Genomic DNA, 12,530 nt, shown 5'->3' with positions numbered 1-12,530 from the left:
CAGGACCTTTTTATTTGTGGCTCGGAGCTATCGCTCCGAGCCATTTTTGTTTTAAAGCTACAGGTAAGCGCGGAGCTGTGTGCCTGAAAACGCACCGGTAAGACCAGGCAGCCCCTACGCAAGCTACCCCAAGCCAGATAAACTAGAACCTAGCATAAGACAGGGCAAAGAAGCGCCCAAACCCCACCACAAATACCATAGAGGAGCTCACTTGGCTGAATACTCACGTAACCACTCAGATAAAAACCGCGGTGGCTACAAGAAGAACAACGACCGTAACTCCTCACGCCCCTACCGCAGCGACCGCTCCGACCGTAACGACAGCGGCTACACCAAGCGCGACGGTGACCGCCCATTCGGTGACAAGAAGAAGCCCTTCGATAAGAACCGCGGCGGTGGCAAGCGCTTCGACGACCGTAAAAACAACGGTAACGGCCGCGGCGAACGCTCCTTCGACCGTAAGGGTAATGGCCCCCGCAAGAACTTCGACCGCGACCAGAATAAGCGTGGCTTCCAGGGGGAGCGCAAAGACCGTAACTTTACTGCTGAGGCAAAGAACCCCAGCGGTGACTACCGTCCGTCAAAGAATGCACCCGAGATCGATACCGACGTCACCGGTAAAGAGCTTGAAAACTGGACTCTGCGTGCCCTGCGCCAGCTAGAAGCCCAGAACTCTGATACTGTGGCTAAGCACCTGGTCATGGTGGGGCGTTACCTCGATATCGACCCTGACTTTGCTCTTGAGCACGCTGTTGCTGCCTCAAAGCGAGCTGGCCGTATTGGTGTCGTCCGCGAGGTCGTCGGTATCGCCGCCTACGCCGCTGAAGACTTCGAGCTTGCCTTGCGCGAGCTGCGTACTCACCGCCGTATCTCAGGTTCCAACGAACACCTGGCTCTGCTCGTCGACTGTGAGCGTGCCCTGGGCCGTATCGAAAAGGCATTGACCCTGGCAGAAGAAGCCAAGAACGAGGACGTGCCGGCGGGCGTCCGCTCCGAGGTCGCTATCGTGGTCTCCGGTATCTACAGTGACCAGGGGGAGCTGAAGAAGGCTATCAAGGCCCTTGAGATTCCTGAGCTGAACCCTAAGCGCGGCTTTGACTACTCACCCCGTCTCTTCAATACCTACGCAGAACTCCTTGAGCAGGATGGTCGAGGTAAGGAAGCTGCCCGTTGGGCCCGCCTAGCCCTGATGACCGAAGCTGCGCTGGGTCAGGGTGACTTCGTCGAACCTGAGATCTTCGATATCTTCACTGAACAGGACCTGCTTGAACCCGAAGAACCCTCCGTTGACCTAGAAGCGGCTGAAGCCCAGGCACCGGCTGCTGAAGCTGCAGAGGCCGACGAGGAAGCAGACGCTGCTGAAGTCACCGAGACTGAGGTTGCCGATGCAGTAACGGCAGAAGAGCCTGAAGCCAGCGAAGACGGCGCTCTTTTTGAGGTCGATGAAACCCTGACGACCACTGAAACCGTAGTGAGCGAAGACCAGGCAGAGGAAGAAGCCCTCTTCGAGCTGTCTGCTGAAGCTGTTGAGGAGGACCGCGACTAATGCTGCTGGCAGCCCACGACGCTATTCTCTCTGACCTTGACGGTGTAGTGTATGCGGGACCCTTCGCTATTGAAGGTGCCCCGGAGGCTCTGAACAGGGCCCAGGACGCCGGGGTTCCGGTAGCCTTCGTGACCAACAATGCCTCGCGCAGCGTCCAGGCCGTTGCTGATCACCTGGTGGAACTCGGCGTCAACACCGATGCCGACTATGTGATTAGCTCTGCCCAGGCTGCGGCTGAACTGCTGAAGGCCCAGCTCCCTGCCGGGGCTAAGGTACTGATCACCGGGGCACAGGCTCTGGCCGATTGCGTGGCGGCTGCCGGGCTAACCCCCGTCGATAGCCAGGCTGATGAGCCGGTTGCGGTTGCTCAAGGATTCAACCCCAAGATCGTGTGGGAAGACCTCGCTGAAGCCGCCTATACCCTGGCTGATGAGAAGGTTCTATGGGTTGCCTCCAACACCGACTTTACGATTCCTAAGGAACGCGGCATCGCCCCCGGTAACGGCACCCTGGTGGGGGCTGTGGCGACGGCTACCGGGCGCACCCCGCAGGTGGCAGGGAAACCCGAGTCTCCGATTTTTGTGACCGCAGCTCAGAAGCTGAACTCGCAGCGGCCCGTGGTGGTGGGTGACCGTCTGGATACCGATATTCAGGGCGGCAACCGGGCCGCCATGGCGACAGCCGTGGTGATGACAGGCGTGGAGACCTACCAGAGTATTCTGGCGGCTATTCCGGTGGAGCGTCCCACCTATATTCTGGAAGATCTCGCCGGTTTCTTTGAGGACTATCCCCAGATTCAGGTGCAGGCAAACGCTACCGGCATGAGTGCCCAGGGGGCAGGCTGGCTGGCAGATGCAAACGATACCGAGATCACCATCACCGGTGAGGGTAGCGAGATCGATAGCTGGCGTGTGGCCTGTGCAGCCTGGTGGGCTGCCCACCCCGATGCGTCCGCCCCCGTTTCACCCGTCGCGGTGCACCGTGGCTAGGGGAGTGGACGAGCGCCGCCGACCCGAGCCCCTAGAACAGACGGCAGCGACACCCCCGGCTGAGGAAACCGAGGAGCTAGACCCCGAATTTGAGGAAGCTCTAACCGCTGCCCTGGCCCTGGACGCCACCGAACGCATCGAGAGGCTGGGCCAGCTGGCGTCCGCCCTCAAAGAAGACCTAGATACAAGCCGCTAGAGCCGAGCGCGGAGCGGGAAGGAAGAATATGCGACTGGACCAGTACATGGTGCAGGCAAAGATTGCCCGCTCCCGCACGCTGGCAGCCAAGATGGTTGAGGGCGGGCACATCAGCGTGAACGGCCGTACCGTGACGAAGCCAGCCCAAAAGCTGAAGGAGGGGGACCGCGTCCGCGTCCGCCGCAGCGAGCTGACCGAGTACGTGAGCCGCGCCGGGCACAAGCTGGCCGGGGCGCTGGACGCCTTCCCCGAGGTCACCGTTGCCGGTAAATTCTGCCTGGACGCAGGCGCCTCCACCGGCGGGTTTACCGACGTGCTCTTGCGCCGGGGCGCCAGCCGCGTTGCGGCGGTCGATGTGGGGCACGACCAGTTGGTCGAGCAGATACGGAACCACCCGGACGTTGATGTGTATGAGGGCATGAACGTGCGGCACATGAACCCCGATGACATCGGCGGGCAGGTAGCCCTTACGGTCTCAGACCTGAGCTTTATCTCCCTGACCAAGGTCGTCGAACCACTGGCCCGGGCAACGGCTGCAGGCGGGGATCTGCTGCTCATGGTCAAACCCCAGTTTGAGGTGGGCCCTGCCCGCATCGGCAAGGGCGGGGTGGTAACCGATCCCGAGGCGAGAGCGGACGCTGTGGCGTCCGTCCGCGCAGCAGCGCAGGACGCCGGCCTGCTCGTGCTGGGGGAGCAGGAAAGCCCCCTGCCGGGACAGGACGGCAACGTAGAATTCTTCCTCTGGTGCCGCAAGCCTGACGAAGCAACCCCCGCTTCATAAGACACCCAAAGTCGAATAAATATTCGAAAAAATCCGGTGTGTTGGGCCCAGAAAAACAGCAAAACCGCCTACGGTCAGCTAGCCTAAAAGTGTGAACGAAACACCTGACACCGCCCTCACGCCCCAGCAGACCATGACGCCGGGGGAGCGCAATATTCTTGTCTTCGCCCATACCGGCCGTCTTGAAGCCCGCAACGCTGCTCGTGCTACCTGCACGCAGCTGCACCGGGCTGGACTGGTGCCCGTGATGAATCGCGCTGACCTGGAAGCTCTGACCGAAAAATGGGAGAACCCCGTGCCGGTAGCTGTGGCCCATGAGTCGGTTGCCCTCAAAGACATTGAACTGGGTATGGTGCTGGGCGGTGACGGGTCGATTCTGCGCGCCGCCGAGATGATTCGCCACACCCAGATACCCCTCATCGGTGTCAACCTTGGCCACGTAGGATTTCTTGCAGAGGCCGAAGAGTTCGACCTGACCGAAACCGTTGAGCGAGTAGTCTCGGGTGACTACACGGTCGAAGAGCGCATGGCAATCGACGTGAAGGTCTGGGACGGCAGCCAGAAAATTCTTGAAACCTGGGCCCTTAACGAGGCCAGCGTTGAAAAGGGCAACCGCGAAAAAATGATCGAGGTGGTCATTGAGGTAGACCGGCGCCCGCTCTCGTCCTTTGGCTGTGACGGCGTGGTGCTGGCAACTCCGACCGGTTCAACCGCCTACGCGTTCTCTGGCGGTGGCCCGGTCGTCTGGCCCAGCGTTGAGGCTATGCTGATGGTGCCCCTCTCGGCCCACGCTCTTTTTGCCCGCCCCCTGGTCACCGCACCGACCTCGATGATGGCGGTAGAGCTGATTTCCACCAACGGGGCAGAAGGTGTGCTCTGGTGCGACGGACGCCGTACCCGCGACCTGCCTCCCGGGGCCCGCGTCGAGGTAACCCGCTCGTCCAAGCCCGTCCGCCTGGCCCGTATGCACCCGGCCCCCTTCTCAGAGCGCCTGGTCAAGAAGTTCGAGCTACCCATTGCGGGCTGGCGCGGCCCCCACACCCCCGGGCCTGCGACCAGCGCCCTGACCGTCATTCGTAACGACTAACCTCGTCAAGAAAGTTTTTCCCTCGTGATTGAAGAAATTCACCTACGCGATCTGGGCGTTATTACCGACGCCCGCCTACCTCTTGAACCCGGCTTCTCAGTGCTGACCGGTGAGACGGGTGCCGGTAAAACCATGGTCGTGACGGCTCTGGGCATGCTGCTGGGCGCTCGCTCCGATGCCTCTAGCGTGCGCAACGGCGCTAAGAACGCCCTGGCCGAGGCCGTTATCCGCCTGCCTCAGGGGCACCGGGCACTCACCCTAGCCGAGGACGCCGGCGGTTCGGTTGAGGAACTCGACGGTGGATCTGCCGAGCTACTTCTGGCCCGCACCGTCAGTGCCGCCGGTCGCTCCCGCGCTCACGTGGGCGGTGTCTCTGCCCCTATCGGCACCCTGGCTGACATCGGCCATACCCTGGTTGCGGTGCACGGCCAGTCCGACCAGCTGCGACTCAAGGACGCCGCCGAACAGCGTCACGCTTTGGACTCCTACGCCGGGAAAAAACTTGAAAAGCTTTTGGCGGCCTACACCGTCAACTACGAACGCTACCGCCAGGCCGCCGGGGAGCTGCGCGACGTCCGCGAAAACACCCGCGCCCGCGCTCTGGAAGCCCAGACCCTGCAGGGCGCTCTGGCAGAAATTGATTCGGTGCAGCCTGCCGAGGGCGAAGATGAGGCCCTGCGGGCAGAAAGCCAAAAACTGGCCAACGTTGAGTCTCTGCGCCTAGCTGCGGCGACGGCGTCCGCCGCTCTGTCGGGCACCGAATACGGGGATGCGGATGAGCCCAACGTGCTGGGGCTGCTCGATGCCGCCCGCACCGCCCTGGCCGCAGAAGCAGATGCGGACGCCGACCTAGCAGCTCTCGCCGGACGGCTGAACGAGGCCCTGATCCATGTGACCGACATTGCCGAAGAAATCTCGGCCTACACCTCGCGGCTAGATACCGAGGGGCCTGAGCGCCTGGCTGAGGTCGAGCACCGCCGGGCCCAGCTCAAGAGCCTGACCCGCAAGTACGGGGCTGATATTGCCGAGGTGCTGGCCTGGGCAGAAGAATCTCGGGCCCGTCTGGAAACCCTCTCGGATGACCCAGCCCGCCAGGAGGCCCTGGAAGCCGAACTGCGCCAGTTGCGCGAGACCCTGGAGGAGCAGGCAGCAGAGCTCACCGACCTGCGTACCAAGGCAGCCCGCAAACTGGCTGCCTCCGTCAGCAAGGAACTCTCAGCCCTGGCCATGCCCAACGCCTCGCTGGTGGTTGAGGTGGAAGAAACCGAGAAGTTCCACCGCTTTGGTAAGGACGCGGTGACCTTCATGCTGGCTCCCCACACCCAGGCCGTACCCCGCCCCCTAGGCAAGGGCGCCTCGGGCGGTGAGCTCTCTCGCGTGATGCTGGCCCTTGAAGTGGTGCTCTCAGAAGTAGATCCCGTGCCCACCTTCATCTTTGACGAGGTGGACTCCGGCGTTGGTGGTAAAGCCGCCATCGAAATCGGCCGCCGCCTGGCTATGCTCGCTAAGAACGTGCAGGTACTGGTGGTCACCCACCTGCCCCAGGTAGCAGCCTTTGCAGACCAGCACATCCTGGTACGCAAAAACGATGACGGCTCCCTCTCTCGTGTGCAGGTTCTCACACCCGAGGAACGAGTCGTAGAGCTTGCCCGCATGCTCTCTGGTCACGATCAGTCGGCAGCAGCCCAGGAACACGCCCGAGAACTCCTGGCCGATGCCGGCCAGACCTAGCCCCCGGGCAGGTGCCCTACCTGCTCAGTAGAAGCCGGGGCAGGCGTCCGCCCACCGGGCCCTGCCCCACAGTGTTTACACGCGCGAAACAGAAACGGTGATAGGCTGGAATTCCGTGGTAGATACAAACGCATCAAACAACAGTAAAGTCACCCGCCAGATTTTCGTCACCGGCGGCGTAGCATCATCTCTCGGCAAAGGCCTCTCAGCCTCATCTCTCGGCCGACTTCTTCGCTCCCGCGGTCTCTCAGTGACCATGCAGAAGCTCGACCCCTATCTCAACGTCGATCCCGGCACCATGAATCCCTTCCAGCACGGTGAAGTATTCGTCACCGACGACGGGGCAGAAACCGACCTCGACATCGGCCACTACGAACGCTTCCTCGACGAGAACCTCTCCCAGGCAGCTAACGTCACCACCGGTCAGGTCTACTCCCACGTCATCGCCAAGGAACGCCGCGGCGAATACCTGGGCGATACCGTGCAGGTCATTCCCCATATCACCGACGAAATTAAGCGCCGCATGCGCCTTCCCGCTGAAGGCGAGAACGCCCCCGACATCATCATCACCGAAATCGGTGGCACCGTGGGCGACATCGAATCCCTGCCCTTCCTCGAAGCAGCCCGCCAGGTCCGTCGCGATGTGGGCCGCCGCAACGTCTTCTTCCTGCACGTGTCTCTGGTGCCCTTCATCGGGCCGTCCGGCGAGCTGAAGACCAAGCCCACCCAGCACTCCGTTGCTGCCCTGCGTGGCCTGGGCATTATTCCCGACGGCCTGATCCTGCGCTGTGAACGCGAAGTGCCCGAGTCACACAAGATCAAGATTGGTCACGCCTGCGACGTAGAGCCCGAGGCCGTTATCTCCTGCGCTGACGCCCCCAGCATCTATGACATCCCCAAGACCCTGCACAGCCAGAACCTCGACGCCTACATCCTGGACTACCTGGGGATCGACGCGAACCCCGTTGACTTCACCCAGTGGGATAAGCTGCTGAGCGCCGTCCACACCCCCAAGACTGAGGTCAACGTTGCTCTGGTCGGCAAATACATCGACCTGCCCGATGCCTACCTGTCGGTCACTGAGGCCCTGCGCGCCGGCGGCTTTGCCAACGACGCTAAGGTCAATATCAAATGGGTTGCTGCCGACCTCTGCGCGAGCCGCGAGGACGCCGCCCACCAGCTGCGCGGCATGGACGCCATTCTCGTACCCGGCGGCTTCGGCATCCGTGGCCTGGACGGCAAAATTGGCGCCCTGCGCCACGCCCGCGAACACAAGATTCCGACCCTGGGTATCTGCCTAGGTCTGCAGTCCATGGTGCTTGAATACGCCCGCAACGTACTCGGTATCAAGGACGCCTCATCGACAGAGTTCGACCCCGAGACCGCATCCCCGCTGATCGCCACCATCGAAGAGCAGAAGGCCTTCGTGGACGGCGCAGGCGACCTGGGCGGTACCATGCGCCTGGGCCTCTACCCGGCAACCCTGGCAGCAGGCTCACTGGCCGAAAGCATCTACGGGGCAACCGAGGTCGCAGAACGCCACCGCCACCGCTACGAGGTCAACAACGACTACCGCCAGCAACTGGAAGAAGCCGGGCTAGTTATCTCTGGTACTTCACCCGACTCGTCCCTGGTGGAGTTCGTCGAGCTACCCGTGAGCGAGCACCCCTACTACATCGCCACCCAGGCCCACCCGGAATACCGCTCCCGCCCCACCCGCCCCCACCCCCTCTTTGCTGGGCTCATCAAGGCGGCACTTGAGGCTCGCAAGAACGGCTAGTACTGTTCTAAGGTATGCAACAGAATCTCTCGTATGAGGTGGGGGACGCCCCCCGCCTCGACGCCCCGGCGCTCGCCGCGACCCAAGATACAATCGCTGACATCGCTAACCCCCGCTTCGTCACCAGCCGCACCACCAAATTTGAGGGCTACGTCTGGGACGTTATCCGCGAGGGCATAGCGCTGGAAGAAGGCGCCGAACCCTTCGAACGAGATTTTCTGTTGCATCCTGGGGCGGTTGCCGTCCTTGCTCTCAACGAGAAGAACGAGGTGCTGCTCATCAACCAGTACCGCCACCCCGTCCGCGCCAACCTGTGGGAAATCCCCGCAGGTCTACTCGACATCGATGGCGAAGACCCCGTGCACGCTGCCGCCCGTGAACTGGCAGAAGAAACCGACCTCCAAGCCGCCCGGTGGGACACCCTCATGGAGTTCTACAACTCACCCGGCGGCATGGGCGAGGCCTGCCGCATCTACCTGGCCCGCGATCTCAGCGCCATCCCCACTGAAGACCGCGAAGAGCGGGTTCACGAAGAATCAGAAATCGTGCAGCGCTGGGTACCTCTCGATGAGGCCGTCCGCGCTGTGCTGGCCGGGCGAATCCACAACGCGGCCTCCACCAACGCGATTCTTGCCGCCGACGCCGCAGCCCGTCGTAACTTCGAAACCCTCTACCCGGCGTCCGCTCCCTTCACCGCCCACCCCGCCCTGCGCGAGGCAAACTACCGCGGCGAAATCCGCCCCGCCGAAGGTCTCTAAGGTGGCCCCCAGCACCCCGGTTGCACCCACCCCGCTCGATAGGGCCATCGATGCCTACCTCAACCACCTGGCCATCGAACGCGGCCTAGCCGCCAACACCCAGGCAGCCTACCGCCGCGACCTCACCCGCTACAGCACCTACCTGGCAGGCCAGGGCGTGATCGACCCGCGCACCATCACCAAAAAACACGTGCGAGACTTCGCCGCCCACTGCTCGGCACCCGATAAGGACGGGGGAGCAGATCTCGCCGCGAAATCGGTCGCCCGCATCATCAGCGGCGTACGCGGCGCCCACTCCTTCTGGTACCGAGAAGGCACCACCCCCACAGACCCCGCGGCGACCGTCCGCCCGCCCACCCCCGCCGCCCGCCTGCCCAAGGCCCTACCCCTAGCCGACATCACCCGCCTGCTTGAAAGCCCCGACCCCGCCACCCCCGCGGGGCTGCGCGATAGGGCCCTGCTCGAATTCCTCTACTCCACGGGTGCCCGCATCAGCGAAGCTATCACCGTGGACATTGATGACCTAGTCATTGACCGGAACCCCACGGAAGAAAACCCCCAGTTGCCCGCTGTCGTCAGACTCTTCGGCAAGGGCAACAAGGAGAGGGTGGTGCCCGTTGGCTCTTACGCTGCCCGGGCTATCGACGACTACCTGGTGCGCGGACGCCCGGCGCTCGCCTCCCGCGGCAGGGGAAGCGCTGCCCTCTTCCTCAATGCGAGGGGCGGACGCATCACCCGGCAGGGGGCCTACCTCATCCTTAAAAACCACGCTGAACGCGCGAACATTCGGGCCGAGATTTCTCCGCATACCCTGCGCCACTCCTTTGCGACCCACCTGCTTGAGGGCGGGGCCGATATCCGCGTGGTGCAGGAACTTCTGGGACATGCCTCAGTGACCACAACCCAGGTCTATACCAAGGTCACCGCCGATACCCTGCGCGAGGTCTTTGCAGCTAGCCACCCCCGCGCCCGCTAGACATACGAGAGAAAACGATGACTACTACCCCTCAGACAGACCAAGCCCGCTTAGATACCGATACCTTCGATGTGCTAGTCATCGGCGCTGGCCCGGTGGGAGAGAACCTTGCCGACTACGCCACCCAGGGCGGGTTGAGCGTTGCTCTGATTGAGCACGAACTTCTGGGAGGGGAGTGCTCCTACTATGCCTGTATGCCTTCCAAAGCCCTACTGCGGCCCTTGCAGGTAGCTCAGATTGCCCAACACCTACCCGGCCTCACCGGAACCACTGTGAACGCAGCTGACCTGCTGAAACGGCGTGATGCCTGGGTTTCTCGTTACCGGGATGAGGGCCAGGTACGCTGGGCCGAATCCGCCGGTATTACCGTGGTGCGCGGCCACGGAGAACTGACCGGTGATAAAACCGTCACGGTAACCTCCGCTGACGGAACCACCCGGATTCTTAAGGCCCGCCGTGCCGTTGTGCTGGCAACGGGATCGCAGGCCAGAGTGCCTCATCTCTATGCGGGGTTAGAGGCCTGGGATAACAGGGACGTCACCGGCGTCATCGAGATACCGCGGCGACTTACCATCGTGGGCGGCGGCGTGGTTGCGGTAGAAGCTGCAACCTGGATGGCCGCCCTGGGTAGCGAAGTGACCCTGCTGGTACGCGGCCAGCACCTCTTGGGCAGGCTAGGTGCAGAGATTGAGGGGCTCAGCGATATGATTGCTGCGGCTCTGATCGACTTGGGCATCACCCTCCGCTATGGTGCCCGGGTAGCGGACGCTCGCCGCGAGGCCCCCAGCGCCACAGGGCTCGGTAGGGTGCACGGCGGGGAAGTTACGCTCACCCTTGATGACGGGCAGACCCTGGTCAGCGATGAACTGTTGCTAGCAACCGGGCGTACCCCTGCCCTAGAAGTGGTAGGGCTCCACACTATTGGTCTCAGCCCGGAGGCAGCTCTGGCTGGTGAGGGGCCTGACTGGCTCCACCTAATCGGGGACGCCGCCGGGCAGGTACTACTTACACACCAGGGTAAATACCGGGCACGGGTTCTAGGGGCCGCCCTCGCCGGGCAGGAAGAGTACGCCCCAGCACAAGAAGTTCCAGTACCCCAGGTTATCTTTAGTCAGCCCCAGGTAGCCCAGGTCGGACTCACCGCCCATCAGGCTGCCCAGCAGGGCCATAGCGTGGCCACCAGCCGGGCCACCATGAAGGAGGCCGCCGGTACTTCCTTGCTGTCTAACCTCAACCGGGGCTTTGCTGAACTGACCGTTGATGCTGACACCGGCGTCCTACTGGGTGCCGTCTTTGTAGGGGAGGAAGCTGCCGAGCTCCTGCACGCAGCTACGATTGCCGTCACCGCCCAGCTACCCGTTAAGCTGCTGCGGCACGCGGTACCTGCCTACCCAACGTCCTCAGAAATCTGGCTGAGGCTGCTTGAAAAACTCCCTAGGGAGCTGCGCTAGTACTGCCAGATAGGTAAATAGCACAAAGTCGGCTGGCTGAGAAACAAGAAGCTTCTCAGCCAGCCGACTCAGCGAGTCGCTGCTAAGGGTGGAGACTTAGCTCAGGTGGCGCTCGTCCACACCGTTGTAGGCAGAGAGCGGGCGAATCAGCGAATTCGCTGCGCGCTGCTCCAAGATGTGGGCGGTCCAGCCGGTGATGCGGGAAGCTACGAAGATGGGGGTGAAGGTGGGGGTGTCAAAGCCCATCAGGTGGTAGGTGGGGCCAGCAGGGTAATCCAGGTTGGGCTTGATTCCCTTAGCCTCGTCCATTGCCTCAGCCAGACCCTGGTAGAGGCCGATGATGTCGTGGCGGCCGTAGTATTCGACCATGTCGAAGAAGGACTTCTGCATGGTGGGCACACGGGAATCGCCGTTCTTGTAGACCCGGTGACCGAAGCCCATAATCTTCTTCTCCTCTGCCAAGGCGGCCTCCATCCATGCCTTTGCACGAGCCTTAGCGTCCGCCTGGGACTCACCCTCGATCACACTGATTTCATCGAAGGTGTGCTGCACAGCCTCGTTGGCGCCGCCGTGCAGGGGGCCCTTGAGGGCACCGATAGCGCCGGTGACGGCTGAGTGCAGGTCTGAGAGGGAAGAAGTAATGACGCGGGCGGTGAAGGTAGAGGCGTTGAAGGAGTGCTCGGCGTACATGACCATGGAGACGTTGAAAGCGGTCTTGACCTCGGGGGCCGGGACTTCGCCGAAGGCCATGTAGAGGAAGTTATCGCAGTAGTCCAGGTCTTCGCGCGGGGCAATGACGCCCTGGCCCCGGCGGCGACGCTGGTCGTAGCAGACGACAGCCGGCATGACCGCGAACAGTTCCTTGGCCTTGAGCAGTTCGGTCTCGGGGGAGAGATCCTCGCTCTTGGGGTCGGCTGCGCCCAGGAAGGAGGTCGCTGTGCGGCAGACATCCATGGGGTGGCAGTTGGTGGGCAGGGCGTCGATGACTGCCTTCAACGCTGCCGGTAGCTCACGATGGGCTCGCTCGAAGGCGGTGAACTCTGCCAGCTCTGCGTCGGTGGGTAGCTCCCCGTTCCAGAGCAGCAGGGCTACCTTCTCAAAAGGAACAGTTGCCAGTTCCTGTACCGGGTAGCCCCGGTAGAGCAGGGAGTTGGTTTCTGTGTTGACCTTTGAGATGGCGGTATAGTCAGCAACTACACCGGCCAGACCTTTTTTGACCTCGTTGTCGCTCATGT

11 protein-coding genes are annotated in these 12,530 nt (G+C 62.5%); 10 read left to right on the top strand and 1 reads right to left on the bottom strand.

Going from position 1 to position 12,530, the window contains the following annotated elements; translation table 11 throughout:
• Positions 1-211: 211 nt before the first annotated feature.
• From QM007_RS07885 to QM007_RS07840, 10 genes are all read left to right on the top strand, one after another.
• The gene (locus QM007_RS07885; protein ID WP_283489457.1) at positions 212-1,546 is read left to right on the top strand and encodes a tetratricopeptide repeat protein; all 1,335 of its coding nucleotides are present in this window, start codon (positions 212-214) and stop codon (positions 1,544-1,546) included.
• Positions 1,546-2,535 carry an HAD-IIA family hydrolase gene (locus QM007_RS07880; RefSeq protein ID WP_283489456.1) on the top strand — a complete coding sequence of 330 codons (990 nt, stop codon included), beginning with the start codon at positions 1,546-1,548 and terminating at the stop codon, positions 2,533-2,535. The genes QM007_RS07885 and QM007_RS07880 overlap by 1 nt, the downstream gene beginning before the upstream one ends.
• A gap of 4 nt (positions 2,536-2,539) precedes the next feature.
• The gene (locus QM007_RS07875; RefSeq protein WP_283489455.1) at positions 2,540-2,731 is read left to right on the top strand and encodes a hypothetical protein; all 192 of its coding nucleotides are present in this window, start codon (positions 2,540-2,542) and stop codon (positions 2,729-2,731) included.
• A 28-nt stretch (positions 2,732-2,759) separates the two neighbouring features.
• Positions 2,760-3,512, top strand: coding sequence for a TlyA family RNA methyltransferase (locus QM007_RS07870; protein WP_283489454.1), 753 nt, complete (start codon positions 2,760-2,762; stop codon positions 3,510-3,512).
• A 133-nt stretch (positions 3,513-3,645) separates the two neighbouring features.
• Positions 3,646-4,599 (top strand): NAD kinase, encoded by a 954-nt coding sequence (locus QM007_RS07865; RefSeq protein ID WP_283491021.1) that lies wholly within the window; start codon positions 3,646-3,648, stop codon positions 4,597-4,599.
• A gap of 24 nt (positions 4,600-4,623) precedes the next feature.
• Complete coding sequence (recN, locus tag QM007_RS07860) at positions 4,624-6,330, top strand: DNA repair protein RecN (RefSeq protein ID WP_283489453.1); 1,707 nt, start codon at positions 4,624-4,626, stop codon at positions 6,328-6,330.
• Between the two features lie 97 nt (positions 6,331-6,427).
• On the top strand, positions 6,428-8,110 hold the full coding sequence (pyrG, locus tag QM007_RS07855) for a CTP synthase (protein WP_283489452.1): 1,683 nt from the start codon (positions 6,428-6,430) through the stop codon (positions 8,108-8,110).
• Positions 8,111-8,124: 14 nt separating this feature from the next.
• On the top strand, positions 8,125-8,868 hold the full coding sequence (locus QM007_RS07850) for an NUDIX domain-containing protein (RefSeq protein WP_283489451.1): 744 nt from the start codon (positions 8,125-8,127) through the stop codon (positions 8,866-8,868).
• A 1-nt stretch (position 8,869) separates the two neighbouring features.
• Complete coding sequence (locus QM007_RS07845; RefSeq protein WP_283489450.1) at positions 8,870-9,844, top strand: site-specific tyrosine recombinase XerD; 975 nt, start codon at positions 8,870-8,872, stop codon at positions 9,842-9,844.
• Between the two features lie 17 nt (positions 9,845-9,861).
• The gene (locus QM007_RS07840) at positions 9,862-11,295 is read left to right on the top strand and encodes a dihydrolipoyl dehydrogenase family protein (protein ID WP_283489449.1); all 1,434 of its coding nucleotides are present in this window, start codon (positions 9,862-9,864) and stop codon (positions 11,293-11,295) included.
• Between the two features lie 96 nt (positions 11,296-11,391).
• Here the strand turns inward: QM007_RS07840 and QM007_RS07835 are convergent, their stop codons facing one another.
• The gene (locus QM007_RS07835; RefSeq protein ID WP_283489448.1) at positions 11,392-12,528 is read right to left on the bottom strand and encodes a bifunctional 2-methylcitrate synthase/citrate synthase; all 1,137 of its coding nucleotides are present in this window, start codon (positions 12,526-12,528) and stop codon (positions 11,392-11,394) included.
• Positions 12,529-12,530: the final 2 nt, after the last annotated feature.

Source organism: Rothia sp. SD9660Na, from assembly GCF_030064065.1.
Taxonomy (GTDB): Bacteria; Actinomycetota; Actinomycetes; order Actinomycetales; family Micrococcaceae; genus Rothia.
The sequence above is the reverse complement of the archived record's forward strand: the minus strand, read 5'-3'. Positions and strand labels throughout refer to the sequence as shown.

What these genes read in the sequence shown, in the direction of transcription:
- QM007_RS07880 (WP_283489456.1), top strand. Translation starts at nt 1,546, where the DNA reads ATGCTGCTGGCAGCCCACGACGCTATTCTCTCTGACCTTGACGGTGTA.
- QM007_RS07870 (WP_283489454.1), top strand. Translation starts at nt 2,760, where the DNA reads ATGCGACTGGACCAGTACATGGTGCAGGCAAAGATTGCCCGCTCCCGC.
- QM007_RS07865 (WP_283491021.1), top strand. Translation starts at nt 3,646, where the DNA reads ATGACGCCGGGGGAGCGCAATATTCTTGTCTTCGCCCATACCGGCCGT.
- QM007_RS07850 (WP_283489451.1), top strand. Translation starts at nt 8,125, where the DNA reads ATGCAACAGAATCTCTCGTATGAGGTGGGGGACGCCCCCCGCCTCGAC.
- QM007_RS07840 (WP_283489449.1), top strand. Translation starts at nt 9,862, where the DNA reads ATGACTACTACCCCTCAGACAGACCAAGCCCGCTTAGATACCGATACC.
- QM007_RS07835 (WP_283489448.1), bottom strand. Translation starts at nt 12,528, where the DNA reads ATGAGCGACAACGAGGTCAAAAAAGGTCTGGCCGGTGTAGTTGCTGAC.